Below are 21,471 nucleotides of genomic sequence, written 5' to 3'. Positions count from 1 at the left end.
CGGTCTTCATCGTTCGGCCACGGCCAGGCCGGCATCGGAGCGCTCGATCGCTTCGATGCTGCCGCCCAGGTACGCGTCGACGACCAGCGGGTCGGTCCGCACCTCGTCCGGCGTGCCTTCGGCGATCAGGTGGCCGTCGGCCATCGCGATGATGCGATCCGAGATCCCCATGATCAGCGGGATGTCGTGCTCGATGACGACGAGCGTCAGGTCGAGCTCCTTCTTCAGGTCGACGAGGAGCGGCCCGAGCGCCTCGGTCTCGCGTTGAGCGACGCCGCTGGACGGCTCGTCAAGCAACAGGCAGATCGGCTGCAGCGCCACCAGACAAGCGATCTCGGTGATGCGGCGGGTGCCGGTCGACAGCTCCTGGATCGACTTGTCCCGGTAGCGATCCAGACCCATCGCCGAGATCAGCGCACGCGCCTGGCCCGCCTTCTTCCGTTCGCCGAGAGTCACCCCGAGCGTCGACGTCACGAAGCCCGTCGGCCGCACTCGCTCGAGCGAGAGCATGACTGTCTCTTTCACGGTCATCGTCGGGAACAGCGCGGCATCCTGGAACGATCGGATCAAGCCCCGCCGTGCGCGTCCCTCCGGGCCGACCTTGCTGATGTCCTCACCGTTGAAGATCACCTGTCCGGTGTCCGGTCTGGTGAAGCCTCCGAGCAGCTCGAACGTCGTCGTCTTGCCGGCACCGTTCGGTCCGAGCAGTCCGACCGTCTCGCCGGCCCGTACGTCGAACGACACCCCGCGGACCGCGTGGACGCCGCCGAAGCTCTTGCGCAGATCGCGCGCCTCGAGCAGTACCGCACCCGTCTCAGGGCGTTCGGCGATCTCGGTGCGCGGTTCGCCGACCCGCAGGTCGCTGACCCGGACGCCCCGCGCCGTCGCCGTACCGTCGGTTGTGTCCTCACCGGCGTACAACGGCTCGGGATCGATGCCGTGGCGGCGGGCGATGAACTTCACGATCCGGTCCCGGAGCGGCGCGACGACCTGGATCAGGCCGCCCGGCTTCCACAGGATCAGCAGCAGCACGCCGAACTTCGTCGCGGCCAGTCCGATGTTGCCGATGTCAAGCAACGGAAAGCCGAGCACCCAGATCGCCCCGAGCACCGGCCCGATCAGCACCGAGACGCCACCGAGCACAGTCATGACGACGACGTCGATACTCGCCGAGGTCGGGAATGTCCCGGCGCTGATGGTCGACAACGAGTGCGCGTACGTCGCACCGCCGATACCGGCGATGAACCCGCCGATCAGATACCCCTGCAGTTTGACCAGACTCGCCCGTACGGCGAACGCCCGCGCATTCTCCTCGTTGTCGCGGATCGCGACGAGCAGGCGGCTGAATCCGCTGCGACGGATGTTCCGCGCCACCACCAGGGCAAGCACGAACAGCGCCAGCGCGAAGTAGTAGTACGAGCGGCCGGTGTCGAGCGCACCGATCGGCCACCCGGACGGCTTCCCCGGATCCTGACCGTCGCCGAGCATCCACGGCTGCGTGAGCAGCCACAACGGCGCGGCCAGCGCGAACCCGAGCGTGGTGACGGCGAGCATGAGGCCGCGGATGCGTAGCGCGGGCAGACCGATCAGCACCGAGACCAGTCCCGCGCCGAGACCGGCAAGGAGCAGCGCGAGCGGGAAGATGCCGGTGCTGTTCGCCACCTTGAACGAGATGACCGCGCCGATCGCGGCGACGGCGAACTGGCCGAGTGTCAGCTGCCCACCAAGACCGGTCAGGACACCGATCGACAATCCGACGATCGCGAAGGCGAGGATGCCGGTGAAGGTCACCGACAGGCCGTTGGAGATGAACAGCGGCAGGATCGCGAGCACCACGATCGTCAGGATGCTGAACGCCGGGCCCATCACACGCACTGCCCAGAGGCTCTGCAGCTTCTCCGGGATCGGGCGCAGGCCGCGCACGGCCGCCCAACTGCCCTTCTCCTCGTCGCGCCCACCGCGCCGGCGCTGCACCAGCAACGCGACCAGGATGATCACGAACATGACCACCTCGACCAGACCCGACTGCGGGTAGTTCCACAGCAGCAACTGCTCGAGGATGCCCAGACCGACACCGCTGACCAGCGCGATGGGCAGGCTCTGCATCCGGCCGATCACAGCCGCGGTCAGCGCACGCAGCAGCAACGCGGGACCGAAACTGTCCGCACTGGCGAAGCCCTGCGTCGGGGCGGTGAGGATCGCGGTGAAGGCGGACAACGCGCCGGCGATCGCCCACGCCAGGGTCGACATCCGGCTCGCGAAGATGCCGGACATCCGCGCGGCTTCCGGGTTGGCCGCCGCGGCGCGGATGGCGAGACCGAACCGCGACCGCTTCAGGAACAACGCAATCGCGAGAACGAACAGGGGCGACAGGAACAGCATGCCGGAGTACGCCTCCGTCACATGCAGCGCGCCGACGTTGAAGACCGGCAACCACTCCGGCTGCGGATACAGCGGTCCGGATGCCGTGGAGTTGATGAGCGCCGCGAAGATGACCAGGAACTGGCCGACGCCCAGCGTCGCGACGATCGACACGATCCGCGGTGCATTACGCAACCGCCGTACGACGCCGGTCTCAGCAGCGGCCGCGGTCGCGGCGGACGCGAGCAGCGCGATCACGAACGCGATCCAGTACGGGACATGCCATTTCATCGCGACGACGCCGAAGAACGCCGCTCCGAACGCCCCGATCTGTCCATGCGCGAAGTTGATGATCCGGTTGCTCCGGTAGACCAGCACGATGCCAACCGCCAGCAGGCCGTAGGTCAGGCCAACGATCGTGCCGAGCATGATCACCGGCAGCGGCGTCTCCGCCTTGATGACGTCGTGCCGGTCGAGGACGGCGGTCACGATCTTGGTCAGTACGACGCCGACCACGAACGCGGTCAGCTGGATGATCGGCTTGCGGGTCCGCCGCAGGACCGCGGTCATCGCGCCGCTCCCGCACCGTGCAGGAAGACCGCGCGCAGCAGGTCGTCGCGAGCCAGGAGTTCGTCAGCGCGGCCGTCGAATCGCATCTCGCCCTTTTCCATGAAGTACGCGTGGTCGACCAGGTTCAGCGCGATGTTCACCGACTGCTCGACCAGCACCACGGCCGTGCCGTCAGCGTTGATCTGCCGCACCATGTCGAGGAGTTGACCGACGATCACCGGCGCCAGGCCGAGCGAGAGCTCGTCGATCAGCAGCAGGCGTGGACGGAGCATCAACGCCTTGGAGAGCCCGAGCATCTGCTGCTCGCCGCCGGACAATGTCGAGGCCAGCGAATTGCGACGGTCGGCCAGCCGTGGGAACGCCTCGAAGCAGCTCTCGATCGCGCTCTCGACGGCACCACGCTGCTTGGCCATCGTGTAGCCGTAGCTGCGCAGGTTCTCGACGACGGTCATCGGCCCGAAGACCGCGCGGCCACCGGGCACCTGGGTGATGCCCAGCCGCATCCGGCGTTCGGCGTCGAGATAGGTGATCTCCTGTCCTCGGTAACGCACACTGCCTGCGGTCGGCAGGCCGATGCCGGAGATGACCTTGAGCAGCGTCGACTTGCCGGCGCCGTTGACCCCGAGCAGCGCGACCATCTCACCGTCGTCGATGGTGAAGTCGGTGTCGAAGAGGACCTGCAGCTGGCCGTACGAGAAGTTGATCCCGCGACAGGCCAGCAACGGCAGGCGTCCCCCGCTCCGCTCGACCCGGCGGATCTCCTCGTCCTCGACCACCTCGTCGATCATCCGGTCGAGGTCGGATTCGATGAAGGTGCCCGCGCTGGCGATGATGAAGGCACCGATCACGCCGGGGACGGCGATCGCGACCATCGTGCCGCCGATCCCGTACTGCTCCTCGATGCCACCGAGGAGCAGCGCGCCGGCCGAGCCGCCGATCGCGACGAAGATCCCGGCCAGTGCCTGGGCGTGCGGTCGCATCTGGGCCGGTACGATCGACAGCATCGAGATGCCGAGCATCGGCTGCAGGAGTCCGATGCACGCACCGGCGACTCCGAAGCAGATCAGCATCGGCACGAAGGCCGGCATCACGCCGCCCACCGCGATGAAGACGACCGCTCCCGCCAGGAGGAAACCGGCAGCCCGCAGCACCCGCGCCGGCGAGGACCGGAACTGCTTCTCGCCGCGGCCGCCGTACCCGATCAGGGCGAGGACGCCGATCCCGAAGAAGATCGAGAAGAACAGGCCGCGCTCCCCCGGGCCGAGGTTCCACCGCTGGTCGAGGAAGACCGAGATGAAGGTGCCCAGCGGCACGGTGAGTACGCCGTACACGGCGAACCCGGCGAAGACCCTCCGGTTCGTCGGAATGAGCATCACCCGGCGGCAGATCTCCCAGAACCCGAGAGCGACGTCCTTGGCCGCGAGCGAATCCGCCGACTCGCCGTGCTCCTCATGCACGCTGGCACGCAACTGCTCGGAGTCCCACTTCCCGAAACCCGGGTCACGCAGCCTGATCGCACACAGCGTCAGCAGGAGCGAGGTGAGTCCCAGAGCCAGGAAGACGCCACGCCAGCTCAGGCCGGCGACGGACGCGAGAATGCCGACCAGCAGCGGCGCGAGCGCCTGTCCGAAGGTGCCGATCGCGGTGTACGCCGTCAGCGCGCGCACCCGTGCGGCCGGCGGATAGCTGTCCGCGATGAGCGGCGCGTGCAACGCGGCGACCGATCCGGTGGCCAGACCGTCGAGACAGAGAATGACGATGAGCGCGACCAGCGAGGTGACGAATCCGGTCATCAGTGTGATGGAACTCCACACGATCCCGGTGACGATGCAGAGCATCGCGCGCTGCGCCCGAGCCTGGGACAGCCGCGCGATCGGCAGCGGCGCGATCGCGATCGCCAACTGGTACAACGCGCGGGCTCCGACGATGGCGGCGATCGAGATGCCGAGCGTGCGGCTGATCTCGGGCGTCAGGACCGTGAACGCATAGCTCTGGAAAGCACCGGTGACGAACAACAGGCCCAAGGCAACCATCGGGTAGTAACTCAGGTTGTGCTTGCGGACCAGCGACCGGAAGCTCTCCGTGTTCTCGTCGCCGGTGACGCCGAGCGTCGCACGAGCCCGCTCGCGCAGCGCCGCGCTGGTCTGTTCCACCTCCTGCAGAGCCGCTTGCTCGTTCGCCCGCAGGTCTTCTCGGTCCGACACGTCAGAACCCCGCCTTCCGGACCCGGACCTCGAGGTCCCAGGCCGACTCACCGATGCGATGCCCGGAGGTGTCCATGAGCACGATCGTGATGGTGTGGAGTTGCACCTTCTCCTCGCTGCCGGGCAGATCCGGGATCGTCGGAATCTCGACGTCGCCGCTCGTGGTGGTGTAGACGTCGTGCTTGGCCAGGTAGTCCTGGTCGGGGCATGTCGGTGACTCCTCGCAGGAAGGGTCGCCGTCGGCCACGTCGTCCATCGTGTGGCCGGGCCTGACCGGCTTCTGGTCGACGAAAACCGCGAAGTAGCCGGCCCCGTCCGACGGCGCCTCGCTGCCCTCGGCCGCGACCCGGAAATCGTCCATCGTCCAGCGGACGGTGACCGGAGTACCCACTGTCGACCGGGCTGCAGGGCCGGCGAACTGCAACCGGTCGTCCACCCGGAAGTTCAGCTCGGCGAAGTCACATCCGGACAAGGAGACGACGGCAACCATCGCCATCGCGCCCCGCACAAGCCAGCGTCCGCCCATACCGTGCACCTCTCCGCGATCACGTATGCACGTACACTATGTGCGTACGCCGAAGGTTTCGCAAGCGTTCATTCCGCGGACCACCTCCGCGATCGTGGTTGCCGCGGCCAATAGCTCAGCCGGGGTATGCGCGGCCGATACCTGCAGCCGGATCCGTGCGGTGTCAGCCGACACGACCGGGAAGGTCAGGGCGATCGCGAGGATGTCGCGCCGCAGCAGCTCGGCGGCCGCGGCGAGGGCGACGTCGGCGTCACCCAGGATGATCGGGATGATCGGGTGATTGCCTTCCGGCACGACGAGGCCATGGCGCGTGAGTTCGCTGCGCAGCAGTGCGGTGTTGTCCAGCAACCGCGAACGGCGGTCGTCGTCGCGCTCGAGCAGCCGCAACGCGTGCCGGGCCACCTGGACCTGTAGGGGCGGGAGTGCGTTGGAGAACACGTACGGGCGTGCCTTCTGGCGCAGCAGGTCGACGTACTCGCGCCGGCCACTGACGAAGCCACCCCCTGCGCCACCCAGGGCCTTGCCGAAGGTTCCGGTCACCAGATCTACCCGACCGGCGACGTCGGGATCGCAGACGGTGCCGCGTCCGTGGTCGCCGAGTACGCCGGTCCCGTGCGAGTCGTCGACGACGAGCAGAGCGTCGTACTCATCGGCGAGGTCACACACAGCCGCCAGGTCCGGGCTGCCGCCGTTCATCGAGAAGACGCCGTCGGTGACGATCAGTCGGCGTCGGGCATCGCTGGATGCCGCGAGCTCCCTCCGAAGACTCTCGAGGTCGCGCGACGGGTAGATCGCCCGGCGTGCCCGGCACAGGCGAAGTCCGTCGATGATCGATGCGTGGTTCGCGGCATCGGAGATCGCGACGTCCTCGGGTCCGAGCAGCACCTCGAACAGGCCGGTGTTCGCGTCGAAGCAGGACGTGAACAGCAGCGACGCCTCAGTGCCGAGGAAGCAGCTCAGTTCCTCCTCGAGTTGCAGATGCGCGGTCGACGTACCGGAGATGATCCGGCCGGAGGCGTAGCCGAACCCGAGCCGGTCGAGCGCCTCGTGGGCAACCCGGCGTACGCCGGGATCGTTGGCCAGCCCGAGGTAGTCGTTGGAGCAGAGGTTGAGGAGCTCGCGCCCATCGCTGGTGCGGATCCGCGGGCCTTGCGGTCCGTCCAGTGTCACCACGGCGGCATCAGACCATCAGCTCCCCGCCGTTGATGTCGACCGACGCCCCGGTGATGTACGCCGCCTGATCGCCGGCGAGGAAGGCCACCAGTTCGCCGACTTCCGACGGCTGCCCGATCCGTGGAACGGGCAGACCACCGAGGTACGCGTCGAGATCGCGTCCGGGCGCGAGCGAGCGCGCCATCTCGGTATCGAAGAGACCTGGGCACACCGCATTCACCGTGATTCCGAGCGGGCCGAGCTCCTGGGCCAGGGCCCGCGTCAGGCCGAGCAGCCCTGCCTTCGCAGTGGTGTAGTGCGCACCGCCCAAGGTGGAGACGTTCTTGCCCGCGGTCGAGGAGAAGTTCACGATCCGGCCCCAGCCGGCCGCGCGCATGCCCGGCAGACACGCCTGCGTCATCAGAAAGGTGCCGGTGATGGAGACGCCCAGGACGCTCTGCCACTCGTCGAGACTGATGTCGGCGAACCGGGTGGAGCGAGCGATCCCCGCGGCGTTGACCAGGATCGACACCCCGCCGAGCCGGTCCACCACCTCCTCGTGCGCGCTGCGGACCTGATCGGGCGACGTCACGTCGGCGGTCACGCAGATGGCCTTGTCGGGCAGGTCCTTCGGTGGAAGCCGATCGACGACGGCCACAGCCGTTCCGCGCGCCAGCAGCGACTCGACACAGGCCCGTCCCAGGCCGCCCGCGCCGCCGGTCACGACAGCGACGCGCGCCGGCTCGGTTGGTGCGAACATTCCGATGCCTCCGTCCCGAACTTGACCGCCGATTCACGCTATGAGTGCGCTCAGAGCCGGGGTAGCTCGCTTCGTCGGAAGCCGGTGACGGGTTTTCCTGCGCCTGTAGGGCGCAACCGCGATCATGCCGAACCAATGATGGTTCGGTGACTGCAACCATCGTGAGCGGATTCGTCGCCGAGGGCACGAGCGAGGGCCAACCGGTCGCGTGCTACGACCTGACCTCGTCGGAGCAGTGCGATGGCGAGGCGCTCGAACTGGTCCGGGTCGACTACTTCAAGACCCGTGGAAGCGACCCGACAGCGATCGTCGCGGTGGTGTTCGAGCCATCGAGGTACGACGCCGACTATGGGCTCAGGTTCGTCGCCGCGCACGGGCCGCTCGGCGGATGTGGTGAGGCGACCTTGTTCGCCACAGCCATGTGCACCAACCCGAACACGGACCCCGCTGCGACGTTCGAGACGGCGGCCGGTCTCATCGTGGGCAGGAGCCTCGGCTCCGGCCGTGTCGCTGTCGACATGCCTGCGGTGACGCGTACGTCGGTTAGCCAGCAGGTCGACTACCTGGGCAGGCCCCTTCGGATCAGGTCGGCATCGGCCGGCGGCAACCGCTTCGCGGCCGTCACTGCCTCCGACCTCGGCGTACAGCTCGACCGGTTCTCGTTCCACGAGCTGGCGGTCGCGGGGCACGACCTCCTGAGCCGCCTGCGTGGGCCGGCGAGCGAAGTCCCGGCGCCGGACATGCTGCTGATCACTGAACCGGTGACCGGATTGTCGACCCGCAGCGCGGTGATCTGGGGTGACGGCGTACTCAATCGCGGTCCGTGTGGAACCGGCACCTGCGTTCGGTATTTGCTCGCCGTCGAAGACGGCGAGGTCTGCGCGGGAGCGCCACTGGTGCACGCAAGCCCGTTCGGCCATTCCTTCGAGGCCCAGTCGATCGGGTCGGGCACGATCGATCAGCTGGACATCATGCTGTCCGGCCTCGTCACGATGGACTAGGAGGCGACGTGCACAAGGTCTACGTCATCGGCGTCGGCATGACGAAGTTCGAGAAGCCGGGCCGCCGGACGGGCTGGGACTACCCGGCGATGGCCAAGGAGTCCGGCAGCAAGGCGCTGGACGACGCCGGCATCACCTTCGACCGGATCGAGCAGGCCCACGTCGGATACGTGTTCGGCGACTCCACCTGCGGCCAGCGTGCCGTCTACGAGCTCGGCATGACCGGCATCCCGATCACCAACGTGAACAACAACTGCTCGACCGGGTCGACCGCGCTGTACCTGGCCGCGAGCGCGATCCGCGGCGGTCTGGCCGACTGCACGCTCGCGCTCGGCTTCGAGAAGATGCAGCCCGGTTCACTCGCCGCGGCGTACGACGACCGCGAATGGCCGGTCGCTAAGCACGTCCAAGCCCTCGCCGAAATCCGCGAGTTCGCCACCCCGCCGGCGCCGTGGATGTATGGCGTCGCCGGGCTGGAGCACAACGAGCGGTACGGCTCGACGCCGGACCACTTCGCGAAGATCGCGGCCAAGAACCACCGGCACTCGGTGAACAACCCGTACGCGCAGTTCCAGGACGTCTACACCGTCGAGGACATCAAGAACGCCAAGACGGTGTACGCCGATGCCGGTCTGACCAGGCTGATGTGCTCGCCGACCTCCGACGGTTCCGGCGCGGCTGTGCTCGCGAGCGAGCGGTTCGTCGAGGAGCACGACCTCGGTGACCGCGCCGTCGAGATCGTCGGCCAAGCGATGGTCACCGACCTGCCCTCGACCTTCGGCACCAACAGCGCGATCAACCTGGTCGGCACAGACATGAGCCGTACGGCGGCGGACCAGGTCTACGCGCAGACCGGGCTCACCCCCGACGACCTCGACGTGATCGAACTCCACGACTGCTTCGCCCCGAACGAGCTGTTCACCTACGAGGCACTCGGCCTGGCCGGCGAAGGCGAAGGACACAAGCTGGTCGACGGCAACGACACGACGTACGGCGGACGCTGGGTCGTCAACCCGTCCGGCGGACTCATCTCCAAGGGCCATCCGCTCGGCGCCACCGGCCTCGCCCAATGCGCGGAGCTCACGTGGCAACTCCGCGGCGAGGCCGGTGCCCGCCAGGTGGACGGCGCCGCTGTCGCCCTTCAGCACAACATCGGCCTCGGCGGCGCCGTCGTCGTGACCGCCTACCAGCCCGCCAACCGCTGACTCCGGTCAGGCCAGGATCGTGCTGACCTCGGTCAGTTGGTCCTTGGTGAGAGGGCCGTGGTCGAGGGCGGCGGCGTTTTCCTCCACCTGGGCTACGGTCTTGAAGCCGGGGATGGGGATGAAGGCTTCGCTGCGGGACCACAGCCAGGCGAGGGCGCCTTGGGCCAGGGTGCGGCCGTTCGACGTGAGGACGTCGCGGATGGCGTCGAGGCGGCGGAGGGACTCGGCCTGGTCGCCGGTGCGGAAGTCCCAGCCGTGGCGTACGTCGTCCGCCGGGAGGGTGCTGTTCTGATCGAACTTGCCGGTCAGCAGGCCCATGCCGAGCGGACCGCGGACGATGCTCGCCAGGCCGTGCTGCTCGCACAGCTCGAGCACCTCGGCGTTGCCTCCGAACACGTTGAAGTGCTGCTGGATCGCCTTGCAGTGCTCGCTCTTCGCGAAGACCGCGGCCCGCTCCGGGCTGTCCGTGCTCCAGCCGATCGCCCGTACTTTGCCTGCGGCAACCAGTTCCTCGAAGACCGCGAGGACGTCGTCCGCCTTCGCCAGGTCGTAGCCGCCCAGGTGGAACTGGTACAGATCGATGTGGTCCGTCCCGAGCCGCCGCAGCGACTCGTCACAGGCCCAGCGAATGTAGTCCGGGTCGCCGTTCTCCCCCGGTGCCTCGCGGGTCTCCTCGACGTACGTGTAGCCGGCCTTCGACGCGATCACGATGTCATCCCGGACGTCGCCGAGCGCGGCCGCGATCAGCTTCTCGCTGTGGCCGCAGCCGTAGACGTCGGCCGTGTCGAAGAACGTCACGCCGAGGTCGTACGCGCGCCGCAGCGCCCGCTTCGACTCGTCGTCGTCGATCACCCCCCAACCAACCGGACTCCCCTGCCGTGCGTGCGGCCCGCCGATCGCCCAGCACCCCATCCCGAGCGCACTGACCTCCGGTCCACCGTCGCCGAGCGAACGCTGTGCTGCCTTCGTCATCCGGTCCTCCGAACCGTTGGGGAACGTCTCCAGCATCCTGTTCACGTTCCCGGCGCACAGTCCAACAGGGAATTCTGCTGGCCCCGACAACTCGCAGTACTGAGTCAGAGGCCGGTCCGGGCCTCGACCGTCCCGGACTTCACCGCTACGGCGAGTGCCGCGTGGTCGCCTTCGTTCAGATCGGCGTACGTCTCGGCGAAGTCGGCGACGGCGTGGTCGAAGCGTGCCGACTTGCCCAGGTACGCCGCGATCGCGAAGCGGTCGCCGGAGCGGGCATGGGCCCGGGCGAGCGTCCAGCCGCACAAGCGGGCGTAGAGATCCAGGCCCTGCGGACGCAGTTCGGCGATCTCGGTCGACATCTTCCAGTCGCGCAACTGCCGCAGGTAGTAATCCTCTCCCGGCGCCGCCGCGTGCAGCCAGCCCAGGAAGATGTCGCTGGTGGCCTGCATCAGGCGCTGCCCGGAGACGACCCGCTCCCCGTGATTCGCATACGCCGATGGTCCGGCGTACGCACTGAGGACGGACGGACCGGCCTGCTTGGCCTGCAGCAGGAGCGCCTCGTCCGCGACGGTGGACTCGAGCAGTAGGACCCAGGCCCGGGTACCGACGCTGCCGACGCCGACCACCTTGTGCGCGACGTCCGTCAGCTGGAAGTGGTCCAGCAGATGCCCGCGATCCGACTGGAGGGTGGCGCGGTAGTCGACGAACAGTTTGCCCAGTTCCGCGAACACGTCGGCGGTGTCGATCCCGTCGACACCGTCGAGTTCGACAATAGGAACGATCAGTGGCGGGTTCGAGACGATCCGGCGCCGTCCGTCGACGGACTTGGTCAGCTTGCCCACCGCCTGCAGGTTGTCCCGGGAGTAGGCCTTCGCCAGCGTCGACTCGGTGGTGCGGACCAGCGACTTCTGCCGCTTCAGGTCGGCACGCGACAGCGTCGCCTTGTACTGCGCGACCGTGTCCTGGACGTCGAGCCGGGCGTACCAGACCGCCAGGATCGACTGCCCGGCGAACGCACGCATCGACTTCCGGTAGGCCCTGACCGCCGTCCGGGCGGCTTTCCGGCACTGCTTCGGGTCGAACCCGTTGTCACGGCCGGCCACCACGAAGCTGGTCGCCAGGCGTTTCACGTCCCACTCGAACGGGCCGGGCTGCGTCTCGTCGAAGTCGTTGATGTCGAACACGAGTCGCCGTTCCGGCGAGGCGTACGCCCCGAAGTTCGACAGGTGCGCATCCCCGCACAGCTGGACCGGCAATCCCGTCGCCGGCGTCTGCGCCAGGTCGGACGCCATCACCAGCGCCGCGCCACGGTAGAACGTGAACGGCGACACCAACATCCGCCCGTGCCGGATCGGCACCAGTTCCGGTACCCGTCCCTCCGCCTGCCCGAGCAGCAGCCCGATCGGGTCCCGCGAGCCGCTCGCCCCCACCTCGGCATGCGCGTCGAGCGGCACCTCCTTCCGCACCGCCTTCCCCTGCGCCGCCCGCTCCCCGGCGCTCGGCCGCTCCGCAGTCATACCGCCAGCGTCCACTCATCCCGGCCCGCTTGACCAGACCGCGAGACGATTCGAAAGTCTACTAATACGATGGACATAAACTCCTTTGCATGACTTTCCTCTGGTACCTCCCGAATCAGGTCGCTCCCGGGCATCGCGGGGACGACGCCGGCGCGGGTCACAACAGTCTGGAGCGGTTGACCGAGCTCGCCCGGCTCGCCGAGGATCACGGCTGGGGCGGCGCGTTGCTCGGGACCGGGTGGGGCCGGCCGGACACGTTCACGGTGGCGACCGCGCTGGCGGCGCGGACGACGACCTTCCAGCCGCTGGTGGCGATCCGGCCCGGGTACTGGCAGCCCGCGCACTTCGCGTCGGCGGCCGGGACGCTGGATCAGCTGAGCGGCGGACGGCTGCTGATCAACATCGTCTCCGGCCAGGACAATCTCGCCGCGTACGGCGACTCCGAGGGCGACCAGGCGCAGCGGTACGCCCGGACCCGCGAATTCCTCCAACTGGTACGACGGTTGTGGACCGAGGAGGACGTGTCGTACGCCGGTGAGTACTTCTCGGTCACCGGGTCCACGGTCGCCACGCGTCCCGTCGTACGGGAAGGAAGGCCGCATCCGCGGCTGTACTTCGGGGGCGCGTCCGAGGCGGCGCAGCGGGTGGCAGCGACGGACGCCGATGTGCAGTTGTTCTGGGGTGAACCGCTGGGCGGGATCGCGGAGCGGATCAGCCGGCTGCGTTCACTCGAGGATGAGCTGGGGCGGGAGCATCCACCGCTGGAGTTCGGGCTGCGGATCACCACGCTGGTCCGCGACACCACCGAGCAGGCGTGGGCGGATGCCGAGACCAAGGTCGCGAAGCTGGCGGAGGCTGCGGGCTCCCGGGATCGCCGGTGGTTCAAGGCCGTCGGGCAGCAGCGATTGCTCGAACTGGCGGAGCGGGGCGACGTACTCGACGACAATCTGTACACGGCGCCCGGGAAGTACGGCGGAGGCGGCGCGGGTACGACGTGGTTGGTCGGATCGGCCGAGGACGTCGCGAAGTCGCTGCGCAAGTACCAGGACCTCGGCGTCACCCATTTCATCCTCTCCGACACGCCGTACCGCGAGGAGACAGTCCGCGTCGGCGATCAGCTTCTGCCACTGCTCCAGGAGCCCGCTGCGTGACCGGTTGAGCGCGGCGCCGCTGGCCTCCTGGTGCCGTACGGTCCTGACCTTCGATGTCGATGCGATGCGAAGGGCCGAGGTTCTGATGCAGACTGCACCGCTCTCAGTCGGTATGACGTGGGGTCGATCCGCCGCTGCCGCCGTCGGCGCGGCGATCGGAGGGCTTGCTGCCGTGCTGGTCGGCGGACCTCTCTTCGCGTGGCTGTTCATCCACGTCGGTGGACCCATCGCGGGCGACATGATCTCCCAGGCGACCGAGGGACGCTCGGGGATCGAGGGCGCACTGGTCGGCCTGTTCGTCGTCATTGCTGCGGTCATCGTCGCGGTCCTGGTCGTCGCCGCGCTCGTGGCGCCGGTGTTCGTGCTGCTGCCGCTGGGCGCCACCGCCTTCGCGCTGCGGCTGACCAAGGCCGGCCTGATCATGCGGTCCCTGTGGCTGACGATCGCCGCGGTGGCCGGCCTGGTAGCGCTCCGGCTGATCCTCTTCCATGGCCGGCCCGCGATCACGATCCATATGTCGAGCGACCAGCAGTCCAGCAATCTGCACCTTCCGCACTTCGGTCCCGGCGGCTGGGCGTGGATCCTGCTCATCGCCGCCGGTGCGTTCGCCGGACGCCTGGTGGTCGAACTGTGGACGCCGGCCCAGGCCGCCCGGCCCGACCCCGCCACCGCGCTCGCGAAGCCCTGGCAGCGAGTGCTCCGGATCTGGATCCGCATCCTCGTCCTGGTGGTGGTCGTCGTCCTGGCCACCGTCGTCGCGTTCTCGCTGCTCGCCGGGGGCTCTGCCTGAACCGGATCACTGATTGGGTAGGGACCGACAGGACGTCCGTTCAGCCTTGACGACTGTGCGCCGAGTGTGGTCGGTTGATTACCGAGTGCCAGCGGCGAGTTTGCGGTGCTCGTGAGGCACGTGAGGAGCAACTGGATGGTGACATACCTGCCGCGGTCCGCCTGGAGGGCGCGGCCGCCGAACGACGGGCCGGGGAACCTGACCGTCTCCCGCGTCCAGGGGGCAGTGATCCACTGGCCCGGGACCGGAACGACCAGTGTCATCCACAGCCAGGCGGCGGTCGCGTCGGCCTTGCGTGGCTGGCAGAACTACCACATGGACGACCGGGGCTGGTCGGACATCGCGTACCAGGTCGCCGTCGACCAGGCCGGCCGGGCCTGGACGCTGCGCGGGCTGCGGACGCAGTCCGGCGCGAACGGCAACGCCGATCTCAACGAACGGTACGGCGCGATCCTGCTGGTGCTGGTCACCGGCGAGCAGCCGACCGCCGCGCTGAAGGCGACCACCCGCGCGGTGATCGCCGACTTCCGCAAGATCTTTCCCCGCGGTACGGCGATCAGGCCGCACTCCGCGGTCCGGCCGGGCGGTACCGACTGTCCCGGCCCCGCAGCCCGGGCGGCGCTCGCCCGCGGCGAGTTCACCCCAGGTCACGTGGAGGACGATTTGCCGTACACACAAGCTCAGCTCAGGGCCATGATGCAGGCTGAGATCGAGGAGTACATGAGGAGGTTCTGGGCGGCGCCGACCGGCACCGGGACCGCCATCCGCAAGCAACTGAACCGGATCGAGGCCTCGGTCGCCCGGGCGGCGATCAGCGAGGACAACGGCCTCGACCAGCCGCTCGTCCCGGCTGCGGAGCCGCAGCCCGATGGGGAGGTGCCGGCCGACGAATCCGAGGTGCCCGAGATCGGCAGAGACCCCGAGCCGCTCCCGGCGCCCGACGCAGAGAAGTAGCGACCGGGCGCCGTACGTTGCTCAAGGCAACGTACGGCGCCCGGCGGCGGTGAGTACCCGGAGCGCGTTGAGCGTGATCATCTCGTTCGGACCGCTCCGTCCCCAGTCGACGACCTCTGGTGACCGCGTGCCACCGAGTGGGCCGAACCACGGCGTACCGGCGTTCCACCGGCCGTCCGGTCGTCGCCGCTGCTCGAGCTCGTCCAGTGCGTCGGCGGCGCGCTCGTCGCGTGCCAGTCCGAGCCGGGACAACACCAGCAGCGCTTGCAGGATGTCGTAGTGCCAGTACGGCGGGTACGTCGGTCGTAGCCATCGCTTGTCGATGACCGCACCGGTCGACAGACTCCGGAACAGCCGGTGCTCCAGGAACAACTCCCCTGCCCGTAAGGCGGCGTCTTGCGCGGCTGTCTCTCCGGTGGCGCGGTAGTACTCGTGCAGGCCCCACGCCGCAGAATGCGTCTCGTGGAACGACGAACGCCGGCCGGACGCGTTCCGGTCGCAGTTCCAACCGCCGTCAGGCCACTGCCATTCGATCAGCCCCTCCGCCAGCCGCTGGACGCGCGGATCCGTCGCCATACCTAGCCGGGCACACGCTCCGAGGGTGTTCCCTTCGACCGAGCCACACCGCCGTACCAGTCCGTCGACGACACTCACGCCGTACTCGAGTGACCGCGTCACCTCAGCAAGGTCGTACTCCGCCGCCTCCACCGCCCGCGGCTCCCCGGCCGGCACCTCCAACTCCACCAGCGAAACGATCCGCCAGTGCGCGCCGGTGTACTTCCGGTACGCCCGCTTGTCCGCACAGGCACCAGTGAGCAAGGCCTCAACAATCGCCCCACTCAGCACGTCCTCCCCGTGCTCCTGCCCCAACAAATCCCGCCGAGCCATCCCCCGAACCGCCGGCTCCCCCGACTCCACCAACCAACCCACCACATCCATCCCCCCAGTCTGAGCCAGCCCACCGACAAATACTGTCGGTAGGCCCTGGTTGGGTACGGGGGTGGATCTTGCGGAGCTTTCGGGGCGGTTGGAGAAGTTGTCGGTGCGGTATGAGGAGGTCTTGGGGTTTGAACGGGATCCGGACTGGTTCTTGCTGAAGCTGCAGGAGGAGGTGGGGGAGCTTACGCAGGCTTACCTGCAGCTAACGGGGCGGGCGCGGGAGAAGGGGCTGGGGGCGGAGGAGATTCGGGCCGGGTTTCATCAGGAGTTCGCTGATGTGTTCTGTCAGTTGATCCTGTTCGCGCGCCAGCACGACGTGGATCTGGAGCGCGAGATCGAGCGGAAGTGGCTCGTGCACGAGGCTTAGCCGTACTCGACCAGGAGCTCGGTGACAGCCAACTGCTCCGCGCCGGACCTCCGCGCCCGAACCGCCCGCGCCCCATCCCGCTGACTCCTCCTGACCCTCCAATCCCCGACTGCCCCTTGCCGCAGCCGCTGAGCACCATCTCGTGGGTTGACCCACGAGATGGTGGGTTGGCCAGCGGTGTGCGGTTGGCCGACCCACCGTTGGGTGGGCTGACCCGATCCGCGTCGTACGTGGTCGAGCCGCGCCCAAGGTCGCCGCCGCACCCCACCTTGAGCACCCACCGTCCACGACTCCGCGCCAAACATGACCGACCCGTGCTCAAGGTCGCACCAGCACCCGGACCATCCGGTAGCCGAGGTCGCTGTCCCAGTGGGTGGGCGGCCGGGGCCATGAAGAGGATCTGGGGACCGCGGACATGGCACGACCTGTTCACAGTCACGACAAGGTGTTCACGGCCACGCCGCCCAACAACGCCCGCCCGGCGCCGAACCCGCGCGCCCGGGCCGCTCGGCCCGGGGCGTTCGGTTTGGCCGCCGGCCGATCAGTTGCCGCTCGCCAGAGCGCTGGCTGGATCGGTCTAGCCTCAGTCCTGCTTCGGGCGGATGGCGAACATGATCGCGAGGACGAAGCCGGGGATGGCCAGGACCCAGGTGGAGCTGAGGTTCAGCAGGACCGGGGCCAGGCAGAGGATGAGGAGGTCGAAGCCTCGCATCGGCTGCGAGAACAAGCCGGGCGGGATCGCGCCCATCGGTGAGGCGACCAGCGGTCCGGAGTATGACGGCGGCCGCGCGGAGGCTTGGCGTACGGCGCCCGACAGCATCCCGGCCGCAACCGCGAAGGCAGCGGCTCCGCTCCCGATCGCCGGGAACGCCAGCGCCGCCCACACCGCGGCGAACAACGCCGGGACGACCGCCATGATCACCCGCAGTTCGCGCAGATCCATCCCGAGCGCGCGCACCAGGCCGGTGGAGCGGCAGACCGATCGCAGCCCGTCCATCAGCGGCCGTACGGCGACGAACCCGGCGAACCCGGCCGCGATCGGCACGAGTACGTCGAACCCGGTTCCCGCGACGGCATACGGTACGACGAGCAGCGCGAAGCCGATCACGAGCCGCCGCGGCCAGCGCAGGATCCGCAGGAACTCCCGGTGAACCAGCGCAGCACCCCGGGACCCACGACCACGCCGCGTCCGCACACGGCCCTTCATCCGCCAGTGCCGGCCCGCGACGACGTCGGCCAGCATGCTGATGTCCAGACTGCTCGCCGCCCCGGCCAGACCGGCCAGCAGTTCGCCACCCGCGATCACAGTGGTTCGGGTCAGCTTGTCGAGCGTCCGAGCGGTGATGATCACCAGCGCAACCACCACGATCAGACAGACCACTCCGACCACCAGGAAGTGCGCCTGCGCTGACGTCAGCAGGGCCGGCTCCGACGAAGACTGGCTGATGGCAACGAGCGCAGTCCCAGTGACCGACTGATCCGACGCCGGCTCACCGCGGACCGCCAGCCACACCGCCGGAATCGCGGCCGCGACCAGCAGCACGTCGGCCACTCGTAGCGTCCACTTGCTCCGCCCCGCCGACTGCTGCGCCCACACCGTGACGCAAGCGGCGCAGACCAGCAGCGACGCCGTCAGCACCGACGCTTCCCCGATCGACCGCAACTGCGCACCGAGCAACGCCCAGGCAATCACCGACGCCACAGCGCCCGTAACCGCCACAATGACGATCACAAGCCAGTACGCCGGCCGCAGCAACGCCGTCCGGTTCACCGGAGTTGCGAGCAGCCAGAACCCGGCTGCCCGCGACGCCGACACCGGTCCGACACTCAGCAGCACCCGCAGCGTTGTTGCCACGAGCAACGGCACGAGCATCCACGGCAGGTAGTGCGCCAGGTCCAGACAGGCCGCCGTGGTACAGCGGGACGCGTCCGCGTTCAGCTGCCGAAGCACGTTGCCGCCGGTCGCCCCGGCCATCGCGAGCGTGAACAGGACCAGGTAGACGTCCTCGAAGATCTGCCAGAACGAGCGGTCCGCCCGGCGCCGCCGGGTCGTGCGCATCCATTGGCGCAGGGCCCGCGACGTCGGGATGGCGCCGAAGTCCGACGGGTCGAAGACGACCGGACCGTCCGCTGAGCTCATGGCAGCGGGGTCAGGGTGACGATGGAGTCCGCGACCGACTCGACCAGGGCCGGATCGTGGCTGGCGAACAGGATCGACGTACCGGACCGCTTCTCCTCGCTCAGACGGTTGGACAGCCATTGGACGCCGTCGACGTCGAGGCGGGCTTCCGGTTCGTCGAGGACGAGGAGCTTGCGCGGCCTGACCAGTGCAGTCGCCAGGGCGAGGCGGCGGCGTTGACCGGACGACAGCGATCCGGGCAGCTGGTCTGCGGCGGGCAGCAGACCGATGTCGTCGAGCAGGGTGTCGACCAGGTCCTCCGGCTCCGGGTTGCCGTGGGCGCGGGCGAGCAGGTCGAGGTGCTCGGCCGCCGTCAGGTCCGGGAAGAAGTCCAGGTCGTCGAGCAGGGTGGCGACGTCGCGTCGTACCGCTTCGGCACGTTCGTCGATCGGCAGGCCGTCCAGCAGGATCTTGCCGGCCGCGGGCTCGGCCGAGCCGACGATGCACTTGAGCACCGTCGTCTTGCCGGCGCCGTTCGGCCCGACCAGCGCGATCGCCTTCCCCGGTGCGAGGCTGAACGTCAGGCCTTCGATCACCGGGCGATCGCCGTACTTGTGCTGCAGCCCCGACACGGCGAGGCGCGCCGCCACCTTGCTCACGCGCGGCTCACTTCTTGCGGACCAGGGTGAGCCCGTCGCCGATGCCGAGCATGACCACGTCCACGCGGGCGTCCTTGGCGATGTGCGCGTTGAACTCCTTGCGGTCGACCGGATCCTCGTCGTGAACGCCGACCACGCGCCCACCGGCCAGGGTGTTGTCGAACAGCATCAGCCCGTTCGGCCGGAGCAGCGGCAGCACGGCCTCGAAGTACTGGATGTACCAGTCCTTGTCGGCGTCCACGAAGGCCAGGTCGAACTCGCCGTCCAGCTCGGTCACCGACTGGTGCGCGTCACCGATCCGCAGGTCGATCTTGTCGGCCACGCCGGCCCGCTCCCAGTACTTGCGGCCGATCGAGGTCCATTCGTCGTCCACGTCGAGGCAGATCAGCCGCCCGTCGTCCGGCAGCCCGCGCGAGATCGCCAGCGCCGAGAAACCGGTGAAGGTGCCGATCTCGACCGCCCGGCGGGCGGAGATCAGCCGGGTCAGCGTGGTCAGCAGAGCGGCCTGGTCCGGAGTGGTGAGCATGACCGAGGCCCGTCCGAGCCCCTGGGTCTCGGCGACCAGCTCGGTGGCGATCTCGTCCAGTGGCATGCCGTGCGCGACCATGTAGTCGTGCAACTGGTCGGTCACCTGCACCTGATTTCCCATCGAATCCCGCCCTCCGTGTATTAGATCGGTCGCCTGTAGTCTCTATGGGTTGCCCGAACGACGATCAACCACCCCACCCGAGGGAGCACCCCGTATGCGCATCGCCGTCGCCGGATCGATCGCGACCGACATCCTGATGACGTTTCCCGGACGGTTCAAGGACCAGTTCCTGGAAGAACAGATGCACAAGGTCTCGCTGTCCTTCCTGGTCGACGAGCTGGTGGTCCACCGCGGCGGCGTCGGGGCGAACATCTGCTACGGCATGGCCCAGCTCGGTCAGTCCTCGCTGCTGGTCGGGTCGGTCGGTGCCGACTTCGCCGAGTACGGCGCCGCGCTCACCGCGGCCGGTGTGGACGTGTCGCACGTGCGGGTCTGTGAGAACGTACACACCGCCCGGTTCACGTGTACGACCGACCTGGACGCGAACCAGATCGCCTCGTTCTACACCGGCGCGATGGCCGAGGCGCGCGAGCTCGACCTGGCGGCGATCCACGCCAAGACCGGCGGGATCGACCTGGTGCTGATCGGCGCCGACGACCCCGAGGGCATGCTCAAGCACACCGACCTGGCGAAGGCGCACGGGATCGCGGTGGCTGCGGACCCGTCCCAGCAGCTGGCCCGGATGGAGGGTGCGGAGATCCGGCGGCTCGTCGACGGGGCGACGTACCTGTTCAGCAACGAGTACGAGGCCGGCCTGATGGCGCAGAAGACCGGCTGGAGCCACGAGGAGATCCTGGAGCGGGTCGGCGTTCGCGTCACCACTCACGGCGGCGACGGCGTGGTCATCGAGAACACCGGCGGCATCCTGGCCAAGGTCCCGGCCGTGCCGGCCCCGGGCCTGGTCGACCCGACCGGCGGCGGTGACGCCTTCCGGGCCGGCTACCTCACCGGCCGCGCCGCGGACCTCGACCACGAGGCGGCTGCCCAGATCGGCTGCACCCTGGCCACCACGGTCCTCGAGACGGTCGGCACCCAGGAGTACACCCTGGACCGCGCCGCCTTCCTCGACCGGCTGGAGTCGGCGTACGGCTCGGACGCCGCCGCCACGGCGGACGGCGCCCTCAAGTCGGCCTGACGACTCAGATCACATCCATCGTGAAGCTGGCCTGCCTGCTGTTGGCGACGCTGACCCGGATCCGGTAGCCGGCCAGCGTCCCCGACTTGTGCGATCCGAGCGTCAGTCGCTTCGAGCCGTAGTAGAACCGCACTGCGGACTGCAGACGCTCCAGCTGGACGGGTTTGCCACCGCCGCAGCTGAAGATCCCGTCGGTCGTCGACATGATCTGGCGCCCGGAGAACGAGAACGAGCCGTCCTTCCCGAACGAGCCTGTGCAGTCCGCCGCCGGTGCCGGTGGCTTCGTCGGGGTCGGCTTGGGCGTGGGTTTCGGCGTTGGCGTCGGAGTCGGAGTAGGTGGGGGCGTCGCGCTTGGCGTCTGGCTGGACGACTTCACGACAGGCCCTGCGTCCGGGGCGTCCTGATCGTTGCTGCATCCAGCGAGCACCAGGGCTGCGAGAACTGCTCCTGCGGACCACCGCGCGCGACTCATGCCCGGCAGCCTCGCACCCGTCGCGGTG

The 21,471-nt window shown here is 68.6% G+C and carries 19 protein-coding genes; 7 read left to right on the top strand and 12 right to left on the bottom strand.

All coding sequences use genetic code 11. From position 1 onward, the window contains the following. Positions 1 to 6: 6 nt before the first annotated feature. The 5 genes from E0H73_RS02645 to E0H73_RS02625 are packed head-to-tail and all read right to left on the bottom strand — an operon-like array spanning position 7 to position 7,573. The gene (locus E0H73_RS02645; protein ID WP_131350621.1) at positions 7 to 2,931 is read right to left on the bottom strand and encodes an ABC transporter permease subunit; all 2,925 of its coding nucleotides are present in this window, start codon (positions 2,929 to 2,931) and stop codon (positions 7 to 9) included. Further along, positions 2,928 to 5,135 carry an ATP-binding protein gene (locus E0H73_RS02640; protein ID WP_131350617.1) on the bottom strand — a complete coding sequence of 736 codons (2,208 nt, stop codon included), beginning with the start codon at positions 5,133 to 5,135 and terminating at the stop codon, positions 2,928 to 2,930. The genes E0H73_RS02645 and E0H73_RS02640 overlap by 4 nt, the downstream gene beginning before the upstream one ends. Before the next feature lies 1 nt (position 5,136). Next, positions 5,137 to 5,661 (bottom strand): hypothetical protein, encoded by a 525-nt coding sequence (locus tag E0H73_RS02635; RefSeq protein WP_131350614.1) that lies wholly within the window; start codon positions 5,659 to 5,661, stop codon positions 5,137 to 5,139. 36 nt (positions 5,662 to 5,697) lie between these two features. Continuing rightward, entirely contained in the window at positions 5,698 to 6,834 is a 1,137-nt protein-coding gene (locus E0H73_RS02630) for a glycine C-acetyltransferase (RefSeq protein ID WP_131350611.1), read from the bottom strand. 7 nt (positions 6,835 to 6,841) lie between these two features. Beyond that, a complete protein-coding gene (locus tag E0H73_RS02625; RefSeq protein ID WP_131350608.1) occupies positions 6,842 to 7,573 on the bottom strand; it encodes an SDR family NAD(P)-dependent oxidoreductase in 732 nt (243 codons plus the stop codon). A gap of 146 nt (positions 7,574 to 7,719) precedes the next feature. On the opposite strand from E0H73_RS02625, the gene E0H73_RS02620 reads away from it, so the two are divergent. Further along, positions 7,720 to 8,574: a proline racemase family protein gene (locus E0H73_RS02620; protein WP_131350606.1), complete on the top strand. Its 855-nt coding sequence runs from the start codon at positions 7,720 to 7,722 to the stop codon at positions 8,572 to 8,574. A gap of 8 nt (positions 8,575 to 8,582) precedes the next feature. Beyond that, on the top strand, positions 8,583 to 9,779 hold the full coding sequence (locus E0H73_RS02615) for a lipid-transfer protein (protein ID WP_131350604.1): 1,197 nt from the start codon (positions 8,583 to 8,585) through the stop codon (positions 9,777 to 9,779). 6 nt (positions 9,780 to 9,785) lie between these two features. Here E0H73_RS02615 and E0H73_RS02610 read toward each other — a convergent pair whose 3' ends face one another. Both E0H73_RS02610 and E0H73_RS02605 read right to left on the bottom strand, forming a co-directional pair. Further along, positions 9,786 to 10,787 (bottom strand): aldo/keto reductase, encoded by a 1,002-nt coding sequence (locus E0H73_RS02610; RefSeq protein ID WP_238163765.1) that lies wholly within the window; start codon positions 10,785 to 10,787, stop codon positions 9,786 to 9,788. Between the two features lie 68 nt (positions 10,788 to 10,855). Next, a complete protein-coding gene (locus E0H73_RS02605; protein ID WP_131350601.1) occupies positions 10,856 to 12,268 on the bottom strand; it encodes a DUF2252 domain-containing protein in 1,413 nt (470 codons plus the stop codon). A gap of 89 nt (positions 12,269 to 12,357) precedes the next feature. Between E0H73_RS02605 and E0H73_RS02600 the strand changes: the two genes are divergently transcribed. From E0H73_RS02600 to E0H73_RS02590, 3 genes are all read left to right on the top strand, one after another. Next, complete coding sequence (locus E0H73_RS02600) at positions 12,358 to 13,419, top strand: LLM class flavin-dependent oxidoreductase (RefSeq protein ID WP_131350599.1); 1,062 nt, start codon at positions 12,358 to 12,360, stop codon at positions 13,417 to 13,419. Positions 13,420 to 13,504: 85 nt separating this feature from the next. After that, positions 13,505 to 14,209: a hypothetical protein gene (locus E0H73_RS02595; protein ID WP_131350597.1), complete on the top strand. Its 705-nt coding sequence runs from the start codon at positions 13,505 to 13,507 to the stop codon at positions 14,207 to 14,209. Positions 14,210 to 14,344: 135 nt separating this feature from the next. After that, the gene (locus tag E0H73_RS02590) at positions 14,345 to 15,163 is read left to right on the top strand and encodes a peptidoglycan recognition protein family protein (RefSeq protein ID WP_131350595.1); all 819 of its coding nucleotides are present in this window, start codon (positions 14,345 to 14,347) and stop codon (positions 15,161 to 15,163) included. A gap of 21 nt (positions 15,164 to 15,184) precedes the next feature. Here the strand turns inward: E0H73_RS02590 and E0H73_RS02585 are convergent, their stop codons facing one another. Beyond that, complete coding sequence (locus tag E0H73_RS02585) at positions 15,185 to 16,102, bottom strand: glycoside hydrolase family protein (RefSeq protein WP_131350592.1); 918 nt, start codon at positions 16,100 to 16,102, stop codon at positions 15,185 to 15,187. Between the two features lie 61 nt (positions 16,103 to 16,163). On the opposite strand from E0H73_RS02585, the gene E0H73_RS02580 reads away from it, so the two are divergent. Further along, positions 16,164 to 16,469: a nucleoside triphosphate pyrophosphohydrolase family protein gene (locus E0H73_RS02580; protein WP_202867173.1), complete on the top strand. Its 306-nt coding sequence runs from the start codon at positions 16,164 to 16,166 to the stop codon at positions 16,467 to 16,469. A 583-nt stretch (positions 16,470 to 17,052) separates the two neighbouring features. Here E0H73_RS02580 and E0H73_RS02575 read toward each other — a convergent pair. From E0H73_RS02575 to E0H73_RS02565, 3 genes are read right to left on the bottom strand one after another with little or no spacing between them, the layout of a single operon-like run. Continuing rightward, positions 17,053 to 18,609, bottom strand: a complete 1,557-nt coding sequence (locus E0H73_RS02575) for a DUF6297 family protein (RefSeq protein ID WP_131350589.1) — start codon at positions 18,607 to 18,609, stop codon at positions 17,053 to 17,055. Further along, positions 18,606 to 19,247: an ABC transporter ATP-binding protein gene (locus E0H73_RS02570; RefSeq protein ID WP_131350586.1), complete on the bottom strand. Its 642-nt coding sequence runs from the start codon at positions 19,245 to 19,247 to the stop codon at positions 18,606 to 18,608. The genes E0H73_RS02575 and E0H73_RS02570 overlap by 4 nt, the downstream gene beginning before the upstream one ends. Before the next feature lie 7 nt (positions 19,248 to 19,254). Then, positions 19,255 to 19,896: an O-methyltransferase gene (locus E0H73_RS02565; protein ID WP_131350583.1), complete on the bottom strand. Its 642-nt coding sequence runs from the start codon at positions 19,894 to 19,896 to the stop codon at positions 19,255 to 19,257. Positions 19,897 to 19,990: 94 nt separating this feature from the next. On the opposite strand from E0H73_RS02565, the gene E0H73_RS02560 reads away from it, so the two are divergent. Next, complete coding sequence (locus E0H73_RS02560) at positions 19,991 to 20,971, top strand: carbohydrate kinase family protein (protein WP_131350580.1); 981 nt, start codon at positions 19,991 to 19,993, stop codon at positions 20,969 to 20,971. A 4-nt stretch (positions 20,972 to 20,975) separates the two neighbouring features. On the opposite strand, the gene E0H73_RS02555 is transcribed toward E0H73_RS02560, so the two are convergent. Next, complete coding sequence (locus E0H73_RS02555; RefSeq protein ID WP_131350577.1) at positions 20,976 to 21,443, bottom strand: hypothetical protein; 468 nt, start codon at positions 21,441 to 21,443, stop codon at positions 20,976 to 20,978. Positions 21,444 to 21,471 lie beyond the last annotated feature (28 nt).

It is taken from the genome of Kribbella pittospori (assembly GCF_004331465.1).
GTDB classification, from domain to species: Bacteria; Actinomycetota; Actinomycetes; order Propionibacteriales; family Kribbellaceae; genus Kribbella; species Kribbella pittospori.
The sequence above is the reverse complement of the archived record's forward strand: the minus strand, read 5'-3'. Positions and strand labels throughout refer to the sequence as shown.

Coding starts and splice junctions, on each gene's coding strand:
- E0H73_RS02645 (WP_131350621.1), bottom strand. CDS start 2,931: ATGACCGCGGTCCTGCGGCGGACCCGCAAGCCGATCATCCAGCTGACC.
- E0H73_RS02635 (WP_131350614.1), bottom strand. CDS start 5,661: ATGGGCGGACGCTGGCTTGTGCGGGGCGCGATGGCGATGGTTGCCGTC.
- E0H73_RS02625 (WP_131350608.1), bottom strand. CDS start 7,573: ATGTTCGCACCAACCGAGCCGGCGCGCGTCGCTGTCGTGACCGGCGGC.
- E0H73_RS02610 (WP_238163765.1), bottom strand. CDS start 10,787: ATGCTGGAGACGTTCCCCAACGGTTCGGAGGACCGGATGACGAAGGCA.
- E0H73_RS02605 (WP_131350601.1), bottom strand. CDS start 12,268: ATGACTGCGGAGCGGCCGAGCGCCGGGGAGCGGGCGGCGCAGGGGAAG.
- E0H73_RS02600 (WP_131350599.1), top strand. CDS start 12,358: ATGACTTTCCTCTGGTACCTCCCGAATCAGGTCGCTCCCGGGCATCGC.
- E0H73_RS02595 (WP_131350597.1), top strand. CDS start 13,505: ATGCAGACTGCACCGCTCTCAGTCGGTATGACGTGGGGTCGATCCGCC.
- E0H73_RS02590 (WP_131350595.1), top strand. CDS start 14,345: ATGGTGACATACCTGCCGCGGTCCGCCTGGAGGGCGCGGCCGCCGAAC.
- E0H73_RS02585 (WP_131350592.1), bottom strand. CDS start 16,102: ATGGATGTGGTGGGTTGGTTGGTGGAGTCGGGGGAGCCGGCGGTTCGG.
- E0H73_RS02575 (WP_131350589.1), bottom strand. CDS start 18,609: ATGAGCTCAGCGGACGGTCCGGTCGTCTTCGACCCGTCGGACTTCGGC.
- E0H73_RS02565 (WP_131350583.1), bottom strand. CDS start 19,896: ATGGGAAATCAGGTGCAGGTGACCGACCAGTTGCACGACTACATGGTC.
- E0H73_RS02560 (WP_131350580.1), top strand. CDS start 19,991: ATGCGCATCGCCGTCGCCGGATCGATCGCGACCGACATCCTGATGACG.
- E0H73_RS02555 (WP_131350577.1), bottom strand. CDS start 21,443: ATGAGTCGCGCGCGGTGGTCCGCAGGAGCAGTTCTCGCAGCCCTGGTG.